Source organism: Arthrobacter globiformis NBRC 12137, from assembly GCF_000238915.1.
Taxonomy (GTDB): Bacteria; Actinomycetota; Actinomycetes; order Actinomycetales; family Micrococcaceae; genus Arthrobacter; species Arthrobacter globiformis.
The window spans coordinates 1-22,636 of record NZ_BAEG01000010.1; the positions used below are offsets into that span (position 1 = coordinate 1).

General features: G+C 68.4%; 18 protein-coding genes and 1 pseudogene. 7 read left to right on the top strand and 12 right to left on the bottom strand.

What is annotated here, in order from left to right:
* The coding region (locus ARGLB_RS01175; protein WP_003797944.1) for an aldehyde dehydrogenase family protein at positions 1-948 on the bottom strand (948 nt) is incomplete at its 3' end.
* Positions 949-1,141: 193 nt separating this feature from the next.
* Positions 1,142-2,080, bottom strand: coding sequence for a 16S rRNA (cytidine(1402)-2'-O)-methyltransferase (rsmI, locus tag ARGLB_RS01180; protein WP_003797945.1), 939 nt, complete (start codon positions 2,078-2,080; stop codon positions 1,142-1,144).
* Positions 2,081-2,154: 74 nt separating this feature from the next.
* Here rsmI and ARGLB_RS01185 point away from each other — a divergent pair, with 74 nt between their 5' ends.
* Entirely contained in the window at positions 2,155-3,861 is a 1,707-nt protein-coding gene (locus tag ARGLB_RS01185) for a dolichyl-phosphate-mannose--protein mannosyltransferase (RefSeq protein ID WP_003797947.1), read from the top strand.
* A 55-nt stretch (positions 3,862-3,916) separates the two neighbouring features.
* The gene (locus tag ARGLB_RS01190) at positions 3,917-5,746 is read left to right on the top strand and encodes an AMP-dependent synthetase/ligase (protein WP_003797948.1); all 1,830 of its coding nucleotides are present in this window, start codon (positions 3,917-3,919) and stop codon (positions 5,744-5,746) included.
* 24 nt (positions 5,747-5,770) lie between these two features.
* Here ARGLB_RS01190 and ARGLB_RS01195 read toward each other — a convergent pair whose 3' ends face one another.
* Positions 5,771-6,979 (bottom strand): TIGR01906 family membrane protein, encoded by a 1,209-nt coding sequence (locus tag ARGLB_RS01195; RefSeq protein WP_003797951.1) that lies wholly within the window; start codon positions 6,977-6,979, stop codon positions 5,771-5,773.
* A 156-nt stretch (positions 6,980-7,135) separates the two neighbouring features.
* Positions 7,136-8,128: a stage II sporulation protein M gene (locus ARGLB_RS01200; RefSeq protein ID WP_217491523.1), complete on the bottom strand. Its 993-nt coding sequence runs from the start codon at positions 8,126-8,128 to the stop codon at positions 7,136-7,138.
* 70 nt (positions 8,129-8,198) lie between these two features.
* Between ARGLB_RS01200 and ARGLB_RS01205 the strand changes: the two genes are divergently transcribed.
* Positions 8,199-9,011 (top strand): RDD family protein, encoded by an 813-nt coding sequence (locus tag ARGLB_RS01205; protein ID WP_003797956.1) that lies wholly within the window; start codon positions 8,199-8,201, stop codon positions 9,009-9,011.
* A gap of 31 nt (positions 9,012-9,042) precedes the next feature.
* Here ARGLB_RS01205 and ARGLB_RS01210 read toward each other — a convergent pair whose 3' ends face one another.
* The 4 genes from ARGLB_RS01210 to ARGLB_RS01225 all read right to left on the bottom strand — a co-directional run bounded on the left by ARGLB_RS01210 (position 9,043) and on the right by ARGLB_RS01225 (position 12,678).
* Positions 9,043-10,275: a L,D-transpeptidase gene (locus ARGLB_RS01210; RefSeq protein WP_003797958.1), complete on the bottom strand. Its 1,233-nt coding sequence runs from the start codon at positions 10,273-10,275 to the stop codon at positions 9,043-9,045.
* 152 nt (positions 10,276-10,427) lie between these two features.
* Positions 10,428-11,909 carry an adenosylhomocysteinase gene (gene ahcY / locus ARGLB_RS01215; RefSeq protein ID WP_003797960.1) on the bottom strand — a complete coding sequence of 494 codons (1,482 nt, stop codon included), beginning with the start codon at positions 11,907-11,909 and terminating at the stop codon, positions 10,428-10,430.
* Between the two features lie 52 nt (positions 11,910-11,961).
* Positions 11,962-12,201 carry a Trm112 family protein gene (locus ARGLB_RS01220; RefSeq protein WP_003797962.1) on the bottom strand — a complete coding sequence of 80 codons (240 nt, stop codon included), beginning with the start codon at positions 12,199-12,201 and terminating at the stop codon, positions 11,962-11,964.
* A 93-nt stretch (positions 12,202-12,294) separates the two neighbouring features.
* Complete coding sequence (locus ARGLB_RS01225) at positions 12,295-12,678, bottom strand: DUF3499 domain-containing protein (protein WP_043417629.1); 384 nt, start codon at positions 12,676-12,678, stop codon at positions 12,295-12,297.
* A gap of 122 nt (positions 12,679-12,800) precedes the next feature.
* On the opposite strand from ARGLB_RS01225, the gene ARGLB_RS01230 reads away from it, so the two are divergent.
* On the top strand, positions 12,801-13,313 hold the full coding sequence (locus ARGLB_RS01230; RefSeq protein ID WP_003797966.1) for a metallopeptidase family protein: 513 nt from the start codon (positions 12,801-12,803) through the stop codon (positions 13,311-13,313).
* A gap of 29 nt (positions 13,314-13,342) precedes the next feature.
* Here the strand turns inward: ARGLB_RS01230 and ARGLB_RS01235 are convergent, their stop codons facing one another.
* The 3 genes from ARGLB_RS01235 to ARGLB_RS23915 are packed head-to-tail and all read right to left on the bottom strand — an operon-like array spanning position 13,343 to position 19,000.
* Complete coding sequence (locus ARGLB_RS01235) at positions 13,343-15,025, bottom strand: DUF5719 family protein (RefSeq protein ID WP_003797969.1); 1,683 nt, start codon at positions 15,023-15,025, stop codon at positions 13,343-13,345.
* The gene (locus ARGLB_RS01240) at positions 15,018-18,410 is read right to left on the bottom strand and encodes a glycosyltransferase family 2 protein (protein ID WP_003797971.1); all 3,393 of its coding nucleotides are present in this window, start codon (positions 18,408-18,410) and stop codon (positions 15,018-15,020) included. The genes ARGLB_RS01235 and ARGLB_RS01240 overlap by 8 nt, the downstream gene beginning before the upstream one ends.
* A 29-nt stretch (positions 18,411-18,439) precedes the next feature.
* A complete protein-coding gene (locus ARGLB_RS23915) occupies positions 18,440-19,000 on the bottom strand; it encodes a WhiB family transcriptional regulator (protein WP_003797973.1) in 561 nt (186 codons plus the stop codon).
* A 350-nt stretch (positions 19,001-19,350) separates the two neighbouring features.
* On the opposite strand from ARGLB_RS23915, the gene ARGLB_RS01250 reads away from it, so the two are divergent.
* Positions 19,351-20,049, top strand: a complete 699-nt coding sequence (locus ARGLB_RS01250) for a TIGR03089 family protein (RefSeq protein ID WP_003797975.1) — start codon at positions 19,351-19,353, stop codon at positions 20,047-20,049.
* A gap of 42 nt (positions 20,050-20,091) precedes the next feature.
* On the opposite strand, the gene ARGLB_RS01255 is transcribed toward ARGLB_RS01250, so the two are convergent.
* Entirely contained in the window at positions 20,092-20,661 is a 570-nt protein-coding gene (locus ARGLB_RS01255) for a GtrA family protein (protein ID WP_003797977.1), read from the bottom strand.
* A gap of 245 nt (positions 20,662-20,906) precedes the next feature.
* Between ARGLB_RS01255 and ARGLB_RS01260 the strand changes: the two genes are divergently transcribed.
* Positions 20,907-22,052: a 5-(carboxyamino)imidazole ribonucleotide synthase gene (locus ARGLB_RS01260; protein WP_043417649.1), complete on the top strand. Its 1,146-nt coding sequence runs from the start codon at positions 20,907-20,909 to the stop codon at positions 22,050-22,052.
* Positions 22,049-22,635: pseudogene (gene purE, locus ARGLB_RS01265) on the top strand (5-(carboxyamino)imidazole ribonucleotide mutase). The gene ARGLB_RS01260 and the pseudogene purE overlap by 4 nt, the downstream one beginning before the upstream one ends.
* Position 22,636: the final 1 nt, after the last annotated feature.

Sequence of the window (22,636 nt, forward strand, 5' to 3'; positions counted from 1 at the left end):
ACCCATGTTCCGCAGCTTGGCCAGCATGGCCCCGGCGACGGCGGCATCGACGTCGGCATCCTCAAACACCACGAACGGGGCGTTGCCGCCCAGCTCCATCGAGGTCCGCAGGACGGTTTCGGAGGCGTCGGACAGCAGGCGGCGGCCCACCTCGGTGGACCCGGTGAAGGAGAGCTTCCGGAGACGGGAGTCCTTGATCAGCGGGCCGGTGGTGGCGCCGGCCGTGGACGTGGGGATGACGTTCAGGACGCCGGCGGGCAGTCCGGCTTCCTGCATCACGGCAGCGAACAGCTGCGAGGTCAGCGGGGTCAGGTTGGCGGACTTCAGCACCATCGTGCAGCCGGCCGCGACGGCGGGGGCGATCTTGCGGGTGGCCATGGCCAGCGGGAAGTTCCACGGCGTGATCAGCAGGCACGGGCCCACGGGCTTCTTGGTCACCAAGAGGCGGGACTTGCCATCCGGGGAGACAGAGTAGCGGCCGAAAGCACGGACGGCTTCCTCGGAGAACCAGCGCAGGAACTCGGCGCCATAGGTGACCTCGCCGCGTGCCTCGGCCAGCGGTTTGCCCATTTCCAGGGTCATCAGCAGCGCGAAGTCCTCGGCGCGCTCGGTGACCAGTTCAAAGGCGCGGCGCAGGATCTCGCCGCGCTCCCGCGGCGGCACCTTGGCCCAGGACTCCTGGGCAGCGGCGGCCGCGTCCAGGGCAGCAGCGCCGTCCTCAGCGCCGGCGTCGGCGATGCTCAGCAGTGTCTTCCCGGTAGCGGGATCCTCGACGTCGAACGTCTTGCCCGACGCCGCGGGACGCCACTCGCCGTTGATGAGCAGGCCGGTGGGAACAGACGCGAGCAATTCGCTTTCGCGTTCTGCGGTAGCAGTGGACTGTGTAGTAACAGACACGGTGACTCCCTCGTCAGCAATCGGATTGCCGGTTATGTGCAGCTCCCGCATACGGCGTGCCGCCGCCTGCCGCCCGCTGCTAGCTTGGCTGGATTAAAGCCACGGTACTGCCGGGATCTCCGCAGTGTCTACGCATCGGCGCACTGCCAGTGGCGCCATTCGTTGTGCAGCTGCACAGCCGCCCCGGCAGTGCCGCCGGCGGCTGGAAGCGCACCGTTGCGGCGGGGTCACCGGATCGGGGAGGTCACCGCGCCGCGAGCACGGCGGAGTACAGCTCCCGCTTGCTGACGCGGGTTTCCTCGGCGACGGCCGCCACGGCTTCCTTGAGCCGGACGCCCTTGGCCACGAGTTCGTTGACGGCGGCGACGCCATCTTCCGGCGAGCCAGGGGCACGCTCCGGGGCGCCGGCCACCACGACGGCGATCTCGCCGCGCACCTCGCTGGTCTCCGCCCATTGCAGCATCTCGCGGAGCGAGCCGCGGAGGACTTCCTCGTAGGTCTTGGTGAGTTCGCGGCAGACCGCCGCGCGCCGGTCCGGGCCGAAGCGCTCGTGCAGTGCCCGCAGCATGGCCTCAAGCCGGTGCGGGGCCTCAAAGAAGACCATGGTGCGGCGTTCGGCGTCGAGATCCGCCAGACGGGCGGCGCGTTCGCCGGCCTTCCGCGGGAGGAAGCCTTCGAAACAGAACCTGTCGGTGGGCAGGCCGGACAGGGCCAGGGCGGTGAGGACAGCCGACGGGCCGGGGACGGCCGTGACCGTAAGGCCGGCGGCGACCGCGCCTTCGACGAGCCGGAAGCCGGGGTCGGAGACAGCGGGCATGCCGGCGTCGGTGACCATGACAAGGGTTTTCCCGGCGCGGACCTGCTCCAGGAGCTCCGCGGTCTTGGTGGCCTCGTTGTGCTCGTGGTAGCTGATGATCCGCCCGCTCACGGCGACGTCCAGGCTCTGCACCAGGCGGTGCAGGCGGCGGGTGTCCTCGGCAGCCACAATATCCGCCGTGGCCAGCAGCTCCACCAGCCTTGCTGAAGCGTCGCCCACATTGCCGATGGGTGTTGCCGCCAGGACGATCCGTCCCGGACCGCCGCTGCGGAGGTCCTGCGCCCTTCCGCCGGCGGTGTCTGCCGGTTCTGCACTGCTGGAAGGGTCGGAACTGCTGTCAGGGGCGGTGCTCGCATCATGGTCCACGGATCCAGCCTACTGCCGCCTGGCCTGCTCGCCTCTCCCAGGTTCCAAGCAGCCGCAAACGGTAGCATGGGCTCGTGACACAGACCTCCGTGCGGCCTGACGGGGCCGAACCAGCAAGTACCCCGGCTTCCGCACCCGCCACGGAAGGCCGCGGCCCGCACGTGCAGCGCTGGATCAGCCGCCCCTCGGAGGCCTTCACGGCAGCCGCCCTCACGCGGCGCCTGATCGGCGGCATCCGCACCTGGCGGGACTACCCGCCGTCGCTCCGGCTCTGGTTCTGGCTGGTTCCCGCGCTGACCGCCGTTGTGGGCGGGATCCTGAGGTTCGTCCGGCTGGATGTCCCCCGCAACCTCGTGTTCGACGAGACGTACTACGTCAAGGACGGCTACTCGCTGCTGGTGAGCGGCTACGAGCGGAGCTGGCCTGACAAGGCCAACGACGCATTCGTGGCCGGCAACCCCAACGTGCTGCTGAACACCCCCGAATACGTGGTGCACCCGCCCGTGGGCAAGTGGATGATCGCGGCCGGCATGTGGCTGTTCGGCGCTGACAATCCCTTCGGCTGGCGGTTCGCCGCGGCACTGACCGGGACCCTGTCGGTCGCCCTCGTTGCGCTGATAGCCCAGAAACTCTTCGGCTCCCTGATCCTGGGGGCAGCAGCCGGGCTGCTGCTCGCCGTCGACGGCCACCACCTCGTCATGTCCCGAACATCGCTGCTGGACATCTTCCTCATGTTCTGGGTCCTGGCGGCATTCGGCGCGCTGCTGCTCGACCGCGACGACGGCCGGCGCCGGCTGGCCGCCAGGCTCGGCAGGGCGGCGGCTGCCTCCCCCACCGGCAGGCCATCAGCGCTCCAGCTCCTGTCCGGCCCGTGGCTGGGGGTCCGCTGGTGGCGGGTTGCGGCGGGCGTCTGCCTGGGCCTGGCCGTCGGCACCAAGTGGTCGGCGCTGTTTTTCCTGGCCGGCTTCGGGCTCCTGACGGTGTTCTGGGACCTCAGCGCCCGCCGGATCGCCGGCATCCGCGGCTGGGTCAGCGCCGGAATCATCAAGGACGGGCTCCTGGCCTTCCTCAGCACCGTGCCCGTGGCCGCCGTGACGTACGCCGTCAGCTGGACGGGATGGTTCCGGTCCACCGATGCCTACTACCGGCGGTGGGCGGAGACAAACCCCAGCGCGGAATGGGGCTGGCTGCCGGACTCTGTCCGGTCCCTGGCGCACTACCACCTTGAGGCCTACAAGTTCCACCAGGGCCTCAGCTCGGAACACCCGTACGAGGCGAGCGCCTGGAGCTGGCTGGTGATGGGCAGGCCCACCTCGTTCTTCTACGAGTCCCCCAAACAGGGCACCCCCGGCTGCGATTTTGCCAACTGCACCACGGCCATCCTGTCCGTCGGAAACCCGCTGATCTGGTGGAGCGCCGCCATCTCGCTGGTGATCCTTTTGTTCTGGTGGGCGGGCAGGCGCGACTGGCGCGCCGGGGCCATACTGGCCGCCGTCGGCTCCGGCTACCTGCCGTGGTTCATGTACCCGGAACGCACCATGTTCTTCTTCTACGCGGTGTCCTTCGAGCCCTTCCTGGTCCTGGCGCTCGTCTACTGCCTGGGCCTGGTCCTGGGGAAAACCAGCGACCCGCCGTGGCGGCGGCGTTCCGGGCTGTACGGGGTGGCCCTGTTCGTGGTGGCCGCGGTCCTGATCTCGTCCTTCTTCTACCCGGTCTGGACCGCCGAAATGATCACCTACCAGGACTGGCGGCTCAGGATGTGGATGCCCTCCTGGATCTGAGGCACGATTGCAGGTGGAGACCCGACGTGATCAGCAACGAAATGGAGACCCGCCTGTGAGGGAAGCAAGCACGGAACTGATGGTTGCCCTGGAGGACAGCAGCAACGTCACCGACCTGCTCCTGGACTGCTACCGGCACAATCCTTCGCACGCCGTCTACGCCCGCCGGGACGCCAGCGGCTGGCAGAACGTCACCGCCGGGCACTTCCTGGACCAGGTCACGGCACTGGCCAAAGGCCTCATTGCCGGTGGCCTGGCCCCCGGGGACACCGTTGCGGTCCTTTCTGCCACCCGCTACGAGTGGACACTGGTGGATTTCGCCATCTGGTTTGCCGGCGGCGTGACCGTGCCCATCTACGAAACCTCCTCGGCAAGCCAGGTGGAGTGGATCCTGTCTGACTCGGGCGCCGGGCGGGTCTTCGTTGAGGACCGGCAGAAGGCGGCGCTGCTGGAGCAGGTCCTGTCCGCCTCCAGCGTCCTGGCCGGCCGCCTGGTGCCGGTGGTCCGGATGGATTACGACGGCGACGCCCCCAACTTTGCCAGCCTCGCCGGCGCGGGGGCCGGGGTGTCAGACGCCGAACTGGAGCGGCACCGCTCGGCAGCGGCGTTGTCGGATGTTGCGTCCCTCGTCTATACCTCCGGAACCACCGGCAGGCCAAAAGGCTGCGAGATCACGCATGGAAATTTCGCCCTCGTGGCCCGGAACATCGTGGCCTTCCTGCCCGAACTGCTGCAGCAGGAGAACGCCAGGACCCTGATGTTCCTGCCGTTGGCCCATGTGCTGGCCAGGGCCGTCCAGGTGGTGTGCCTCACCGCCGGTGTCACTCTCGGCCACACTTCGGGAAACGCACAGCTGCTTGATGACCTGGGAACCTTCAAGCCGACCTTCCTGCTCGCTGTGCCCCGCATCTTCGAGAAGATCCGCGCCGGAGCGGAACAGAAGGCGAAGGATGCCGGGAAGTCGCGGCTGTTCAGTGCCGCCGCGGGGGTGGCCGTCCGCTACTCGCAGGCGCTTGATGCCGCCGCGCGTGGCGAGGGCAGCGGCCCGGGCGCAATGCTCCGGGCCCAGCACGCAGTGTTCGACCGCCTTGTGTATCCCCGGCTGCGCCAGGTGTTCGGCGGCAACATGAAGTACGCCGTTTCCGGCGCGAGCCCGCTCAATGCGCGCGATGCGCACTTCTTCAATGGCGCCGGGGTCGCCGTGCTCGAAGGCTACGGCCTGACGGAGACGACCGCGCCCTGCACGGCGAACACCGCCGGCCTCACCCGGGTGGGCACGGTGGGTATCCCGGCGCCGGGCACCACCATCCGCATCGCCGAGGACGGGGAGGTCCTGGTCAGCGGCATCGGCGTATTCAAGGGCTACCACGCGAACGAGGCGGCTAACGCCGAGGCGTTCACCGACGGCTTTTTCCGCACCGGGGACCTGGGCTCCCTGGACGCCGACGGGTTCCTCACCATCACCGGCCGTAAGAAGGACCTGCTGGTCACGGCTGCCGGCAAAAACGTGGCACCCGGGCCGCTTGAGGAAAAGATCCGCGAACACCGGCTGGTGGGCCACGCCGTGCTGGTGGGTGACGGGAAGCCGTTCATTTCTGCCCTGGTCAACCTCGACGCCGAAGGCCTCAGGCACTGGTGCACCGGGCGTGGCATTCCGCCGCTCAGCCCCGCGGAAGCCTGCACGGACCCCGCGGTACGCAGTGCCATCCAGGAAGCGGTGGACCAGGCCAACAGCCTCGTGTCCAAGGCCGAATCCATCCGCAAGTTCCAGGTCCTGGACGCAGCCTTCACCGTGGAGTCCGGGCACCTGACGCCCTCCCTCAAACTCAAGAGGGCCGCCGTCGTCAAGGACTTTGCAGCGGAAATCGAGCGGCTGTACGGCTGAGCAGACTGATCTGCCCGGAAGCCGCTACAGGTTCACGGGCCGTACGGTGCCTGCCTCCGGAGCGTCGTCGTTCACGTCGTTGCCATCCGGGCCGTCACCCTTGCGGCCCTTCCGTGCCGGTGCCAGGCCGCGGCGCCTGCGGGTGGGCCAGGTCAGAATCAACGTCACCACAGCGGTAATCAGGACAAGCGCGGCGATGACCAGTCCGGCGTCGATCCAGAACTGCCCGGGGAAGAGCCGGATGAGCGTATCCTCCAGCGCAAACGTCCAGGAGCCGGCGGCGAAGAAGATGCGGTGGAACTCGGTAAAGAACTGCTGCCAGCCGAGGGCAGCGAGCGTGCCCAGGCCGATGATGAGCACCAGCGTCACGATGGAGCCGGCGAACAGCCCCCGGCGCACTCCGCCGGGCGTGCGCCGCCGTAGGTAGATGATCGCGATGATGCTGATCAGGATCATCAGTGCCCCGGCCCCGAAGGCGGACAGGAAGACGAGCTTCACGTCGGCCATGTGGCTGACCTCGCCGTCCTTAAACAGCTTTTCGCCGCTGCGGTTAACCAGTTCGCCCAGGTAGCGCGGACCGGACCAGTTGCTCAGGTAGTCCACGGCGTAGGAGCCGTAGGTCATGCGGTCGTCCGCGTTGAAGCCGTAGCCGTCCCCGGGGAAACCGGGCCGGTGGTACTCGGCCCACAGGAAGAGCGGGCTGGTCACGGCGCGCACGGCAAGGACCAAAAGGATCACCGGATAGAAAATGGCCAGCAGGACCTGGAGGAACCGCGGCAGCACCGGCTTGGCGCGGGCTGCCTGCTCGCGCTCGGCGTTGCGGCGCTCCACTTCCTCCTGCGGCGGGCGCACCTGCAGGGCGGATGTGGGGAGCGGCTCACTGTAGTGGGTGCCCATGGAGGAGGAGGAACGGACCGAGGACGGAGCATCGGACCGGGACGGCTGGCCTGCCGCCGCGCTCCGGTCAGTTTCGGCACTCTCGGCCGCGGCCGCCTCGGCAGCCTTGCGGTCGGCACGGCTTTCCGGCTGTCCGACAGCGGGATCTGCGGAGCCGGACGCGGAACGTGCAGGACCGGTGGCGCCCTCCCCCTCGGCGGCACGGGCTGCAGGCGCGGGCTTCATCCATTCAAACGCCGGCTCGTCGGTGTCCTCCGCGGGAGCCGGAGCGGGGTTCGCCGCCGGATCCAGCCGCGGATCAAGGCGTCCGGACGGTGTCGGAGTATTGTCTTTCACTGCAGCTTCACTTCCGTAGGCGTCCACGCTCCATGGCCACCGGCAAGGCCGGGCCAGGCAGCGCTTTGTATCTCCCCAAGAGCCTACCGTCAGCCGCTCCGGCACCGCGATGTGCCACCCCGCCGCCTGCGTCGAATATTCGGCTGGCGGTAAGAATCAGGCCGCGACTTCGGTGTAGCCGGCGTCCTGGCTGCCCAGGTCGCCGCGGGCGCCGGCGCGGTAGGCCCGTCCCCCGCAGACCAGCACATATAACCAGTATGCCGCCAGCACAGCCGCGCCGATACTGATCTTTGCCCACACCGGCAAGGTACTGGGCGTAACAAAGCCCTCCACGAGGCCCGACACAAACAGCACCAAAACGAGGCCCAGCGCCACCGTGATCATGGACCGGCCCTCTGCTGCAACGGCGCGCGAGCGGGTCCGGGTGCCTGGCGACACCATCGCCCAAAAGATTCTCAGCCCGGCCGCGCAGGCCACGAATACCGCCGTCAGCTCCATCAGGCCGTGCGGCAGGATGTAGCTGAAAAACACGTCAGTCTTCCCAACCGCGGCAAACATCCCCGCGGCCACCCCCACACCCTGTGCGTTGGCGAACAGGATCATGGGCACCCAGAAACCGGTGATGCCCAGGGCGACGGCCTGGGCGCTGATCCAGGCGTTGTTGGTCCAGACGGCGCCGGCAAACGACGCCGCAGGGTTCTCCGAGTAGTAGTCAATGAAGTCCTCCTCGACATACCGCTGGACTTCCGCTTCCGAGGCGACAGCACGCAGGGCCTCGGGTGAAGTGCCAATCCACAGTGCGAAAGCGCAGCCGACAAGGCAGAACGCGGCGCCGCAGGCCACCGTCAGCCAGCGGATCCGGTACAGAGCGGCCGGAAGGGACAGCACGAAGAACTGCGCCAGGTCTTCCATGAAGTTCGACCGCACGCCGGTGAAGCGGGTGCGCGCCTGCGCCAGCGTGGCGGACAGCGACGCTGACAGGCCGCTTTCCGGCCCGGTGGAACGCAGCAGGGAGAGGTGGGCGGAGGTCACCTGGTACAGGCGCAGCAGTTCATCGGCGTCGGCACCGCTCAGGCGCCGCTTGTTCGCAAGGTGATGCAGCCGCGACCATGTGTCCGAGTTGACGGCGGCGAAGGCGTCCATGTCCACGCTCCTACCCTAGCCTGCGGAGAACTAGACTTTAGGCGACCGGTGGCCGGAACGACGTACGGGGCAGGAATTGAGTCCACTCATCACAGGCGAGGCAGTCGTCCTTGAGCTCCGACCGGCGTCCTTCGCTGCCCGCTCCCTCGGTCTTATTCTCGACGTCGTGGTGCATTCCGCGCTGCTGATCGCCATCCTGATGGCAATGGGCGCCGCCCGGGATGAACTGGACGAGGCGGCCGCCGGGGCGCTCACCCTGGTCAGCGTGGTGTTGTGCTTCGTCATTGTCCCGGCAGCGGTGGAGACCCTGACCCGCGGCCTCTCGCTGGGCAAACTGGCGGCCGGGCTGCGGATAGTGCGTGACGACGGCGGGGCCATCCGTTTCCGCCATGCGGTCATCAGGGCGCTGATCGGCTTCCTGGAGATCTACCAGACCTTCGGCGGCGTTGCCATCACCGTCGCGCTCTTCGACAGCAGGTCCCGCCGGCTCGGGGACATCGTGGCCGGTACCTATTCGCTGCGGCGCCGGGTCCCGGTGGAACCCGCAATCGTCCCCGTGGCTCCGAGGCACCTCGCCGCCTGGGCGGAAGCCGCGGACATCGGCCGGATTCCGGACGCCCTGGGACGGCGTGCCGCGCAATTCATGCGCCAGGCGCCACGGATGTCGCCCCTGTCGCGCAGCGGCATGGCCGCAGCCCTCGCCACCGAGATGTCCGGATATGTGGCACCGTCACCGCCACCGGGAACCACTCCCGACGACTACCTGGCTGCCGTGCTGGCCGAACGCCGCACACGCGAACTCCGCAGGCTGGGCGCGGCACGCAGGGAAAGCAACCGGATCGCGGAACGGCTGCACCGGCTCCCGTTCACGGCGGCCCGGGACAGCTAGTACTGTCTCTACCGCTTCGCGTGCTGGGGGTTTACCGCTTCGCGTATTGGGCCCAGGGAATGTTCCAGTCGCCGTAGCCCTCGAGCGGCTCGACGGGGGCGGCGCCCGTATTCAGGACCTGGACGACGTCGCCGGACTTCATGTTGTTGAAGAACCAGGCTGCGTCCACGGGCAGCAGCCCGACACAGCCGTGGGAGACGTTGGATACGCCCACATAGCCCCATGCCGATTCGAGTGCCTGGTGGACATAGACGCCGGAGGACGTGAGCCTGTTGGCGTACTCCACGGTCAGCGGCGGGTAGTAGCCCTTGTCGCCGGGCTTCAGGCCGATGCTGCCAGCGTTGAACTTGGAATGCCGTTCCTGCTCCATGATCACGGCGTAGCCGGACGGGGAAAGCCAGTCCGAGCCGCCCAGGGTGACGGGCGCGGTCCTCACCAGCTTGCCGTCGAAGTAAACCTTCATGGTTTTGGTGTTGTCATCCACCACTGCCAAGCGCTGCTGGCCCACCGTGAACTGCACTTTGGCGTTGAAGTTGCCGATCATGCCCTGACCGAAGTCCACCCCGAACAGCTTCATGTCCACGGTGACCTGGGTGTTGGACGCCCAGAACTTCTCGGGGCGGATGCGCACCTTCTGATCCGAGTACCAGTGCCAGGCGACGGGCTGCTTGGAGGAGACAGTGATCTTGACGGCCTTTTCAACCGCCGCCTTGTTGATGACGGGTTCGCTGAAGACGATGTCGATGGGCTGTCCTGCGCCAACCGTGGAGCCGTTCTCCGGGTACACGGCGGCGTCCGCTTCATTGGCGGGCTCCACGGTGGTGAAGGTCTGGACCTTTTTGGTTTCCCGGCCCGCCTCGTCCACGATGGTGTAGCTGTACTTGTACGGCGTGTTGAAGAGCAGCGGGTCCACGGCCGTCCACGTGCTGCCGTCGGCGCTCACAGTGCCCTTGACGGACTCTCCCCCGGCGGCCGGGACCAGCACGACGTCCTGGACGCGGCCGTTGACCGCCTTGACGGAGGGCGCCACCGCGGGGTTGACGCCCTTGGCGCCGTCGAGCGGTGTCACGCCCAGTTCGACGGCCTTGACCACGGGGGTGGCCAGGCCCGGTTCGTTGCGGACGGGGCTGGAAGCCTCGGATTGCGGTGCGGGATTGGCCCAGCCAGGCGCGGTGGCTACGCCGATGCCGCCGGCGGCAACGGCAGCGCAAATGGCAACGACGGCGATGATTTTGCCGGTTTTCCGGTTGTTCTTTTCCGTCATGACTGGTTTCTCCGTGTCCCACCGGGTTGCCGATCGGCATCCGTCGTGTGCCCAGCGGTAGCGCTGACCAGCCAATTTTATCGCACGGCGGAGCTAACCCCGGCCGCCGTGGAGTTCCACGGCGTGCCGGGGTACCGGGTTAGGGTCTGCGGCTAGTAGCGGTAGTGCTGCGGCTTGTACGGGCCGGCCACGTCCACGTCCAGGTAGTCGGCCTGGTCCTTGGACAGTTCGGTCAGCTCAACACCCAAGGCATCGAGGTGCAGGCGTGCCACCTTCTCGTCCAGGATCTTGGGCAGCACGTAGACCTGGTTCTCGTATTCCCGCTCGCCTTCGGGCTGGTCCTTCTTGGTGAACAGCTCGATCTGCGCGATGGTCTGGTTGGCGAAGGAGTTGCTCATGACGAACGACGGGTGGCCGGTGGCGTTGCCCAGGTTCAGCAGCCGCCCTTCGGACAGGACGATGATGGACCGGGTGCTGTCCGCGGAGTCGCCGCCGAAGACCCATTCGTGGACCTGGGGCTTGATCTCGACCTTCCGGATGCCGGGGATCCGGCCGAGGCCTGCCATGTCGATTTCGTTGTCGAAGTGCCCGATGTTGCCCACGATGGCCTTGTTCTTCATGCCGGCCATGTGCTCGGCCATGATGACGTCCTTGTTGCCCGTGGTCGTGATGAAGATGTCGCCTTGGTCCAGCACGCTTTCCAGCTTGGCCACCTGGTAGCCGTCCATGGCTGCCTGAAGCGCACAGATGGGATCGATCTCGGTGACGATAACGCGGGCGCCCTGGCCGCGGAGCGCCTCGGCGGCACCCTTGCCGACGTCGCCGTAGCCGCAGACGACGGCGACCTTGCCGCCGATGAGGACATCGGTGGCCCGGTTGAGGCCGTCCGGCAGCGAGTGCCGGATGCCGTACTTGTTGTCGAACTTGCTTTTCGTCACGGAGTCGTTGACGTTGATCGCCGGGAAGAGCAGCTTGCCCTGTTCGGCGAGCTGGTAGAGGCGGTGCACGCCCGTGGTGGTTTCCTCGCTGACGCCGTGGATGCCGGCGGCGAGCCGGGTCCACTTCTTCGGGTCCTCGGCCAGCGTCCGGCGCAGCACGTCAAGGACGATCCCGTATTCCTCGGGGTCGTTGGCCGCGGCGGCCGGAACGGCCCCTGCTGCCTCGAACTCCACGCCGCGGTGCAGCAGCAGCGTGGCGTCGCCGCCGTCGTCGAGAATCATGTTCGGGCCGAGCTCAGGGTTCGCGTCGGCGCCGGGCCAGGTGAGGATCTGCTCAGCGGTCCACCAGTATTCCTCCAGCGTTTCGCCCTTCCAGGCGAACACGGGAACGCCCTGCGGGTTCTCCACGGTGCCGGTGCCCACCACCACTGCGGCGGCGGCCTCGTCCTGGGTGGAGAAGATATTGCAGGAGGCCCAACGGACCTCGGCGCCGAGTGCGGTGAGGGTCTCGATGAGCACGGCGGTCTGTACGGTCATGTGCAGCGACCCGGCGATCCGGGCGCCCTTGAGGGGCTGGCTGGGTCCGAATTCCCGGCGCAGCGACATCAGCCCCGGCATCTCGTGCTCGGCGAGGCGAATCTGGTGGCGCCCGGCCTCGGCCAGGGAGATGTCGGCAACCTTGTAATCGAACGTCATGGGAATCCTTTGCTGTGTCCGGCGTCTAGCCTTCTGCGGTGCTGGCTGGGTGTTAGGCGGTGGGGGCGGCCGCTGCGGGGCCGGCGTCGTGCTGGTCCGACCGGGCGGCCGAGGCTGCGGCGCGGAGTTCCGGGGGAAGCAGCAGCGGAATGCCGTCTTCGATGGCGTACCGCAGCCGTTCGCCGTCCTCCGCCGCCGAGGTTGAAACGAGTTCCTCGCCCTCCTGGGTCAGAGCCGATCCGGTGACCGGGCACCGCAGAACGGACAACAGTTCAGGACTGATCTTTGGCATGGTGGATGCTCCCTGCTGGGCACAAGCGCTGTGGCTGACGGATTTCAGCTTCCAGCCTACCGCCAGTTCGGTATGAGGAAGTTTTGTGCAGAATTAGGACGGTTCGCGCAGGATGCGCAGGTGGCCGCGGCGGGTGCCTTCGGTTGCGGCGGGTGCCTCCAGCGCCGAGTGCGCGGCGCGCTGGCCCGGGGCCGGGGACGCCGGGCGGGACGCTGCCTCACGGACGGCGTCGGCCAGGGCGAGAAGGTCGTCAGGACCGGGCTGGGGCGGCTGCGAGGGCATGGCGAGGCGGAGCACTTCCCAGCCGCGCGGGACGGTCAGCGAACCGGCATGCTGCTCGCAAAGGTCGTAGCAGTGCGGCTCCGCGTAGGTTGCCAGCGGGCCGAGGACGGCCGTCGAGTCCGCGTAGACGTACGTCAGAGTTGCCACCGCAGACTGGCGGCAGGCTGACCTGGAACACTGACGTATTGCACCCACGAAAACACAGAATACTCTGCCCCGGGCAGATTTCCCGACATTGACGGACGGCCCGCGCCACGGCAGCGCGGCTCCGGTCCGGTTATGTCGCGCAAATCATTCGGCGGGTCTAAAGTCTGTATATGCAGTCATCGCACCATGCTTCGGGTTTCACGGTCCGGTTGGCTGACCCGGAAACATCCGGGGGCGCCACCGGGGTCCCCGCTGGCCGGAGCTTCACCCAGCGCCGGCGCAACCGGCACGGCCGCGGCCTCCGGGGCGAACTGCTGCTGCCCACGCTCCCCGGCTACCGAAGCCGCTCGGACCGGTTTGATGAACTCGTCATGGACTCCGCCCAGCGGCTCCATGACATCTGGGGCAAGCCGCTCGACGGCGTCCGGTTCGCCGTCGACGAGATCCCGCCGAACCTGGAACAGCTGGTGGCCGACGGCTCGCCCGCTCCCCTGGGCTGCTACACCCCCGCCACCGAGGACGAGGGCCCCATCATCACGCTGTACCGCCGCGTGGTTGAGCAGGCTTGCCCCGTCAAGGAGGAACTCCAGGACCTGGTGCACGACGTGGTGGTGGAACATACCGCCGAAATGCTGGGCGTCGCCCCGGAAACACTGGACCCGGTGTACCGCCGGCGCTACTAGGCCGGGTTCAAGTCGCCGCACGTCCGCGGCTAGTAGCCCAGTGTCACCGGTACTTTTTCCTGGCCCTCGGCGCCCGGAGCGATGGCCACGGTGGAAACATCGTTCCTGCCCTCCCGTTCCAGCAGCACGGTGCCGTAGGCCGCTCCACCGGAGGCGGACACCACATATCCGACGACGGCCGAGTTGCCGATCTTGTCCGCTGCCTTGAGGGTTGTGGTCGTGCCGGCCGCGATGTCCGCCGTCGCCGCGGTGCGGAGTTTCCCGTCGGCCGTGATCGGGGTGTAGGAAATGGTTGCCCTGTCGTCCAGGGCACCGAAGACCAGCTGCCGCTCCCCGCCCTGGGGAAGCGGGACTATGTGCTGGCTGCCAAGCTGGGCGGTGGCCGGCGACCACGCGAAGTCCAGGCTCTGGGTGGACTTCAGGCCCCGGCTTACGCGCGCGGCGGCCACGATGCTGACGTCGGACGCGGCAGAGACGGTGTACTTGCCGGCAGGAACGCCCGCAAGGGGCACTTCGGTGACGGTGCCGGCCTTGGCCGTGACGACGCCCCCGCCTGGCAGGGCCTGCTGCCCGGCGCGGCCAAACAGCTTGACCTCCACCACGGCATCCGACGGGCCGGGAACGGTGATCTGCAGCGACGGTCCGGCGTCGTCAAAACCCGGTTCGCCGGTCAGTGACTTCACGTCCCCGGCATCTTGGATGTCGATGCCTGTCATCACCTGGGACGGAGCCGCGGAGATCCCGGGTGCGATGAAATCCACGCCGCCGGAGGTCAGCCCACGCAACACGCTCTGCTGGATGAAGGCACTGACGGGCCCGCCGGAGCTTCGGACGTGCACGCTCAGCCGTTCCTCACCGGGCGCGAGACCGGCCAGGACGATTGAGCGCGTCGACTTCGGCCCCACCAGCAGGCCGCGGCTGCCCGAGGCCTTGACCTGGCCGGCCTTTCCGTAAAGCTCAAGGTTCACCGTTGCAGGGGTGGTGGAGGCGTTCGTGAGATTGATGACGCTGCTGCGGCCCACTGCGGTGTTGGCGCCGCTGAGCCAGAGGTCGTTCGAGGGCACCTGGCAGGCGGCGGCCGCCGAACCCTGCAGGTCCCCGTCCGTGGCCGTGTAGGCCATAAGGGCTGCAGCCGCCGGCTGCCGGTTGGCCAGGGCGTCCGCGGACAGCACGCTGACGTCGTCCACGGGTTCCTCCTCGACCACCCCGGCGATCACTCCGGAGGAGCCGGCGGGAGCCGTCGGCGAGGCGGGCGCCTTGGCGATCCGCTGCAGCTCGGACCCCTTCAGCGCGGAGAGCGCACTGCCGGGGAGACTGCCGCCCGCCGAACTGACCACCGCCGCGGACACGGTGCTCTTGGCTGTGGCGGATTCGGGGCTGAACTGGGGGTCGGTCCCCACCGGCGTTCCTTCGAGGAGCCGCGCCGGGGCAGGGCAGACGTCCTGGACGCTTCCGGCCGGCACAGCCGCTTCCGCCGGATCGAGCGGCCTGGCCGACGACGGCTGAGGCGCCAGGGTGGTTGCCGCTACAACGCCTCCCCCGGCGGCGAGGAGCACCACACCTGAAAGCACCCCAGCCACGATGCCGCGGCGGCCGGCGATGCGGCTGGCACCGCCGGAGCGGGTTCCGGAAGCGTTGCCTCCAGTAGCCCGGGCTGCCGTTCCGCTGCCCTGCGTCGCCGGAGTCCCGCCGTCGTTCTCTTCCTCATGCATTCTGGTATTCCTTACGCAGGGAGCCTTCGTCCCTGGACAGGCCGGTGTTGGGGCGCCGGGCCGGCATCGGGAGCGCCAGCAGCACGGTCAGGCCAATGACGGCGGCCTGCAGGACGCCCGACCAGAGTGCCCACGGGCTTTCGTAGCGGAGTGTCACCTGGCCGGCCTGCGGGGGCAGTGTGAACGCCTGGGACCAGCCGGAAGTGGTGGAGGTCAGTTTGCGGCCATCGAGCCAGGCGGTCCAGCCGGGATCTGCCCGCTCGGCGAGTACCAGCAGCCGGCCCTCGGGCCCCTTGGGCACCGAGGCTTCGGCGCCGGTCAGACCCGACGGAACCAGGCCGATCGTGGCGCCTTTGGTGTCGACGATGCGCACGCGATGGGCGACGTCGGCCGGCTGCAGCACCGCGCCATTAAGGGGGGTCACGCGCCAGAGCCAGCCCGAATCAGTGGGCCCCACGGCCGTCAGCCCGGGGACCGCGTCCATCCGGCTGGCCGTCAGCTGCGCTGCCGTGTCTGCGGCGCGCAGGACGACGAATCCGACGCCGAGCCGCTCCAGTTCTGGCCGCGGGTCTACCCCGCGGGCAGCCACCAGGGTGGCCACGCTGGTGCGCAGCGCCGCGGTGACTTCGTCGTCGTCGCGGACAGATTCCTGCCCGGGATTGCCCCTGATGTTTCGGGCGGCCGCAATGGTTGACAGGCTGTCCAGCGTGGTGCCGCCACCGCGCATGAGGGTGGCGCTGTACGTTCCGTCGTCGCCGGTGCTGATCAGCAGCGTCCGGGTCTGCTCCGGCCCCTCGCCGCGGTCCACCGCGGTGGCGGGCAGCATCCGCGGGTCCGTCGGGCCCACGAGCCGGGGCGTCCCGAGGTCTGCCGTGTCAGCGTGGACCACGGAGTCCGCTGGCTGCGTGACATTCTGCACTGTCCAGGCCGCCAGCCCGGCCAGCGGCCCGGCGAGCAGGAGCACCAGCGCCAGCGCCGCGGCACTGCGGGCCACTGCGCCGTGCCGCGCTCCCGCGCCACGGGACACAGTGCCCGGGTTTACAGTGCCCGGGTTTACAGTGCCCGGGCCCACAGTGCCCGGGCCGGAAGCGGCAAGCGCCAGCAGGCCGTCACCGCCGACGACGGCGGCCCCCAGCAATCCGAACACAGCCGCGGACACGGCCGGACCGGTGAAAGGCACAACGAGCGCCTGGGTGCCGGCCCCGGTGGCGACGTGTGCTGCCAGCCACCCGCCAGCCAGCGCGAGCAGCGCCGCTGCCCAGAGGGCCCTGGCGACGCGCCCGCGGCGGTCCGGGTGGACGCGGAGCGGAACAAAGAGCGCTGCAACGGCCAAGGCCAGCAGCGGAACTCCGATCAGGAGGGCCAGCAGCAGCGCCCAGGGCACGGAGCCGCCGGAAAAGAGTGCCAGCCCGGCGAGACCGCCGGCGGTGTCGAAACTGAGCGGCTGGCCCAGGATCTGCTGCCACACTGGAGCAGCTTCGAAAGGCAGCGGCAGTCCGGGGTCGGCCAACAATGCCCTGGGCCGGTCGAGGGTGGACAGCGCAAACGGCACGAACATTGCAGCGCTCGGCAGGAGCGCCCACCAGATTGTGCGTCCGCGTGTCCCCAGCACCAGGCTCAGGATGATGATGCCGACGGCGGCCGGCAGCAGGAGCGACGGGGCGGCGGCCGTGATAACCGCCAGGGCCAGCCCGGCGGCCGCGGCTGCCGTCCACGACGGTGTGCCGTTAACGCCGGGCTTTGCTGGCGGCTGGTCCGCGAGGCTTCCGGCCGGAACGGGGGCAAACCGGCCGCTCCCGATCGCGGAGCCGGTGGCCCGCAGCAGTGCGAGGACCAGCAGAGGCATCATGAGGTGCGTCAGCAGGGCTCCGACGCGCCCTTGGTTGACAGCCACCTGCAGGGCGGGCGCCGCCGCCCAGACCAGGGCAGCCGCCAACCGGAAGCGGCGGTAGGAGGTCAGGGCACCGGAGGCGAACCAGGCAGTCAGGCCGGAGAGCGGCATGGCCAGCAGAAGGAGCCAGATGACGGCACCGTTGGCGTTGCCTCCGCCCAGCAGGCCGAGGATCCAGAGGACGTAGCCGAAGGGGTCGCCGTGCCCCGGAAGTCCGGCGCCCAGTCCGATCCACCAGCTGGAGGCGTGGTGCCAGATGTCCTCCAGCCGGGCTGAGACCGGCAGGAGCGCTCCGCCGGCAGCGGCGCCGGCCTGGAAAAGCCCGGCAAGGCCGGCGAAGGACGATACGGCGGCAAGGATCGCGGCGGCGGCGGCACCGTTGCCCACCCAGCCCCGTTCATTCGTGGACAGGGCCGCGAAGTCGTCCGTCGAGTCGCCGCTGGGCTGTTCCTCCAGCGGATCGTTGCTGTCCTCGGCTGCCCGGGCGTCGTCCGCGCCAAGCGCCTCCATCAGGGAGCGCCGGTGGCCCCACACTTCGCGCCGTTCGGTCTGCAGGGCTTTGACCACGGACCGGCGCACGCGGCGGGTGCGGGCAGCGTTGCGCCGCCCGCGGGCGAGGGCAGCCGGCCTGGCGAGAGCCGCAGCCGTGGCCAGGAGCTGCGAAAAGCCGTAGCCGGGATCCTTCACGGCGATGCTGAAGACCAGCCGGAGGAGGCTCCCGAAGAGGGCGCCGGCAGCGTGCAGCGGCAGCGCCCACAGCGGGGCGTGCTTTAGCCGCAGGTGGACCTGTGCGCGGCGTGCGGCCGAGGCCGTGCCAAGCGCGTGCGGCCGGTGGGAGACGTGGAACATCCTTGCGCTGGGAACCACCACCACTCGATGCCCGGCCAGCCGGTTCCGCCAGCAGAAGTCGACGTCGTCGCCCGTGCCGGGAAGCGCGGGGTCAAACCCTTTGAGGTGTTCCCAGATGTCCCGCCGAACCAGCATTCCGGCGGAGTTGACGGCGAAGGTGTCGGAACGTCCGTCGTACTGCCCCTGGTCGAGTTCGTCCGCCTCGATCAGCGTTAGCCGCTCTGCCCAGCGGCTGGTGGAAAGCCCGACGTCGATGAGACGCCGTTTGGCGTTCCAGTCCAGTTGCTTGCAGCCCGCGACCGTAACGGAGGGGGCACGCTCCACGGCGTGCAGGAGTTCGGCCAGCGCCTCGGGGGCGGGTGCCGCGTCGTCGTGCAACAGCCAGATCCATTCGGACTGGTCCTGCGTGCCCCGCCGGTTCCACGGGGCCAGGGCGGCCAGACCGGCCCGCACGGCGGCGCCCATTCCCGTCTTGCCGCCGTTGACGGTTATGACATTGGCGTCGCCGATGGCCTGCTGCAGGAGGTCAGCCGAATTGTCCTGTGAGCCGGTATCCACCCCGATTACGGTGTCCGCCGGCCGGGTTTGTGCGGCCAGCGCTGAAAGTGTCCTGGGCAGATAATCACTGCCGTTGTGGGCGACCACAACGGCAGTGACGTGTACTTCCTGAAGAATTAGACCGCTCGCTTCCTCAGCCGTCGGCGCTCACGCTCGGAGAGGCCACCCCAAATCCCGAACCGTTCGTCATTGGCCAGTGCGTACTCCAAGCACTGCGAGCGGACGCTGCACGCTCCGCAGACTTTCTTGGCGTCCCGCGTGGAACCGCCCTTTTCCGGGAAAAAGGCCTCCGGATCCGTCTGGGCGCACAGCGCGTCGGTCTGCCAGCCAAGCTCGCCTTCGTCGTCGAAATCCTGTCCCAGCGGCAACCCGATCCACACCGGCTGGGCCAGGGTGGAGGGTGCCGGGTTCCGGATCTCCATGGGGGGATCAAGATCGTCCTCGTCCTGCTCCGGCCGGCCGGCCAGCAGGGACTCATTCTGGAGGGCGTCATGCTGGGCCAGGAAGGCCGTGGCCTGATCCTGAAGCGAGGCAGACGTGTCCTTGTTGTACCGCTCTGCGGCGTCCGGATCAGCCGGATCTACGTACCAGTCGCTGGGTACCCCCCGAGACCTGTACTTTGCTGTGGCCTGGCCGGCCATAACAGCATCATCATGCATACGCTCCGCTTGCCCCATGGCGTCCCCTCCTGAGTAGTGCGGCCCCCGGCCCCGACGTTCAGGACACTACGTGGTGATCCTGAGAGTTCGCCGCGGCTTTTCGATATCTAATTACACGCGTGTAAGTAGGGGGAGTCAAGCCGCGACGGAATAATAATCAATGCCGGGCCAGATCAGCAGGCGCGCCACGCCCGGGAATTTTTTTCCCGTACCGCGCGGCGCCCGCCCTGAATTTGACAGCAACCTTAGTATCCCGTCCGGCGCGCTGGCAATTCCGGCAATTCTGCCGCTGGTCGGCCGGTTAAGGCAAACGACGTTACAAACTGTTGTGCCGGAGATCACGCCGGAAGGCGTGGCAAGATGAAGCCATGAACATCCCGGCCACTGATCTGATGACGGCCCTGCGCTCGGGCCACTCCACTTCGCCGCGCCTGACCTGGTACGGCCCCGATGCGGAGCGGGTGGAACTCTCGGGGCGCGTGCTCGACAACTGGGTCGCAAAGACCAGCAACCTGCTCCAGGACGAACTCGACGCCGAGCCGGGGATGCGGCTGCGGCTGGACCTGCCCGCACACTGGAAATCCATTGTCTGGGCCCTCGCCGCCTGGCAGCTGGGCCTGGAAGTGGTGCTCGGACCCGGCGACGCCGACCTGCTTGCCACGTCCGAGCCGGACGCCGCGGAGGACGGCTTCGACGCCGTCGTTGCAGTGCCGCTGCCGGCCCTGGCCATGCGATGGCCGGGCGACCTGCCCGCCGGAGTTCTCGACTACGCCGCGGAGGTCCGCTCCCACGGTGACGTGTTCATGGCCCACAATGACCCCGACCCTGGTGCTCCTGCGGTGCGCAGCTCAGGCGGGGCAGCCGTTCGGCACGAGGCCCTCCTGGCGGAGTTTGCCGCGGTTCACGAGCCGAGCGCGAGGCTCCTGGTGCGTGCGGCCGACGGCCTTGAGGCGGCGCTGGCCAACGCCCTCGGCGTGTGGAAGACCGACGGTTCGGTGGTTCTGGTCCATGGCGATGTGGAGTTGACCGAGAAGCTGCTGACGGCCGAGCGCATCCACGGCGAGTGAGCTGCCCGGCGGGCCGGACGGAGCTAGCCCTGGAGGCCGGGCCTAGCTCGGCCGGACGGGCCGCTCGGGGTCGTCAACGTCGGGTTCCAGGACGCGCTCGGCCGGCTGGGCGGAGTGGTGGTGGTGCACTTCGAGGATCTCGTGGTCGTGCGAGAACTCCGGCTCCTGGTCCAGTTCCTGGTTGAAGACGAGGAACCGGTAGGCAAAGAAGCGGACAACCGTGGCCACCAGAATGCCGACGATGCCCGCGGCGAAGAGCATGTTCTTGTCCGTGACGCCCAGGGAGTACTTGGCCAGGGCCGTAAAGCCGGTGGAGATGCCGATGCCGATGCCGTTGATGAGGATGAACATCAGGAATTCACGGAGCACGTTGGCCTGGCGGCGGTGCCGGAACGTCCACAGACGGTTGGCGATCCAGGAAAAGACGGTGGCGACGGTGGCGCCCACAAAGCGGGCCTTGGCCTCGCTGTCCGTCATGGGTCCGTGCATCAGGTAATAAGTCAGCCCGTTGTCAATGACAAACGCCACACCGCCCACGGCACCGAACTTCGCCACCTCGCGCCAGAATAGCGAGGCGAGTCCCCGGATGCGCTCTGCAAGTGTGTTAATCATGACCCTCCGTGGCCGTCTGAATAGTGGGGGCCGTTGGGCCAAGCTCCCATTTTAGCGCCGTTTCCCGGGAGTAGCCTCAGTGCGTCCCGGCGACGGAGGGCCCCATCAGCCGCCGCGCAGCAGAAAATCGGGCGACTTGGGGAGCTTCCCAGCCATGAAAGACAGCAACCGCGCTCCTTTTCTGTAGGCTGGAACATGTGACTTTTCCAGTAATCGGCGTGGTTGGCGGCGGCCAGCTTGCGCGCATGATGGCCCCGGCCGCCACCGCCCTGGGCTTTGAACTCCGTGTTTTGGCTGAAGGCGAAGACGTATCCGCAGTCTCCGCCGTCCCCAATGCCCCCGTGGGCGACTACAAGGATCTCGCGGCCCTGATGGAATTCTCCAAGGGCCTGGACGTGATGACCTTTGACCACGAGCACGTCCCGGGCGACCACCTCTATGCCCTGATCGAAGCCGGAGTGAACGTCCAGCCCGGCCCGGACGCGCTGGTCAACGCCCAGGACAAACTGGTGATGCGTGAGGCCATCGACCGCCTCGAGCTGCCCAACCCCGAGTGGGCCGCAGTGGACGACGTCGCGGGGCTGGTCAGCTTCGGGGACCGGATCGGCTGGCCCGTGGTGCTCAAGACGCCGCGGGGAGGCTATGACGGAAAGGGCGTCCGGATCGTCGGTTCGGCAGAGGAAGCCGCGGAGACCGCCGACTGGTTCGAGGCCATGAGCCCGCTCCTCGCCGAGGCCAAGGTCGAGTTCAGCCGCGAGCTCTCGGCACTCGTTGCCCGCACTCCGGACGGGGCGTCCCGCGCCTGGCCGGTGGTCCACACCATCCAGGTGGACGGTGTCTGCGACGAAGTGATCGCGCCGGCACAGAACATTTCCCTTGAGGTGGCCGCGGCCGCCGAAGAGGCTGCCCTCCGGATCGCGAATGAGCTCGGCGTCACCGGCGTCATGGCCGTGGAGATGTTCGAGACGCCCGGCAGCGGCGCCGGCTTCCTGATCAATGAACTGGCGATGCGGCCCCACAACACGGGGCACTGGACGCAGGACGGCTCCGTCACCAGCCAGTTCGAACAGCACCTGCGGGCGGTCCTGAACCTGCCCCTCGGTGCGACGGACGTCCTGGGCCAGGTGGCCGTGATGAAGAACTTCCTGGGCGGCGATAACCAGGACCTCTTCTCCGCCTTCCCGGCCGCGCTGGCCGCAGAACCGGCCGCCAAGGTCCACTGCTACGGCAAGTCCGTGCGTCCCGGCCGAAAGATCGGGCACGTCAACCTGGTGGGCGCGTCCGCTGGCGACGTTGACTCCCTCCGCCAGCGGGCCACCGTTGTGGCGAACATCATCCGTGACGGCAGACTGCCGGCCGCGGCATCAGGCACCACCGAGGAGACCCCATGAGCCACGAATCCGCTGCAGCCCCGGAAACCGGTGCCCCCGCTCCCCTCGTCGGCCTCGTTATGGGCTCGGATTCGGACTGGCCCGTCATGGAGGCCGCGGCAGATGCCCTGGCCGAGTTCGGCATTCCGTTCGAGGCGGATGTTGTCTCCGCCCACCGCATGCCCACGGAGATGATCCGCTACGGACAGACCGCGCACGAGCGCGGCCTCCGCGTGATCATTGCCGGTGCCGGCGGCGCCGCGCACCTGCCGGGCATGCTGGCGTCAGTCACTCCCCTGCCGGTGATCGGTGTCCCGGTCCCGCTCAAGACCCTGGACGGCATGGATTCCCTGCTCTCCATCGTCCAGATGCCCGCCGGGGTCCCGTGGCCACGGTCTCCATCGCGGGGGCCCGGAACGCAGGCCTGCTCGCCGTCCGCATGCTGGCGTCGGGCACCGATGAACTCTCCGCCCGCCTCCGCACGGAGCTCCTGGATTTCGCCCAGGAACTCAATGACGTGGCGAGCCGGAAGGGCGCCAACCTGCGCCAGAAAGTGAACGAAGTCTTCTCCGACGCAAACGTGGCTCTGCGGAGCGGCCGGTAGG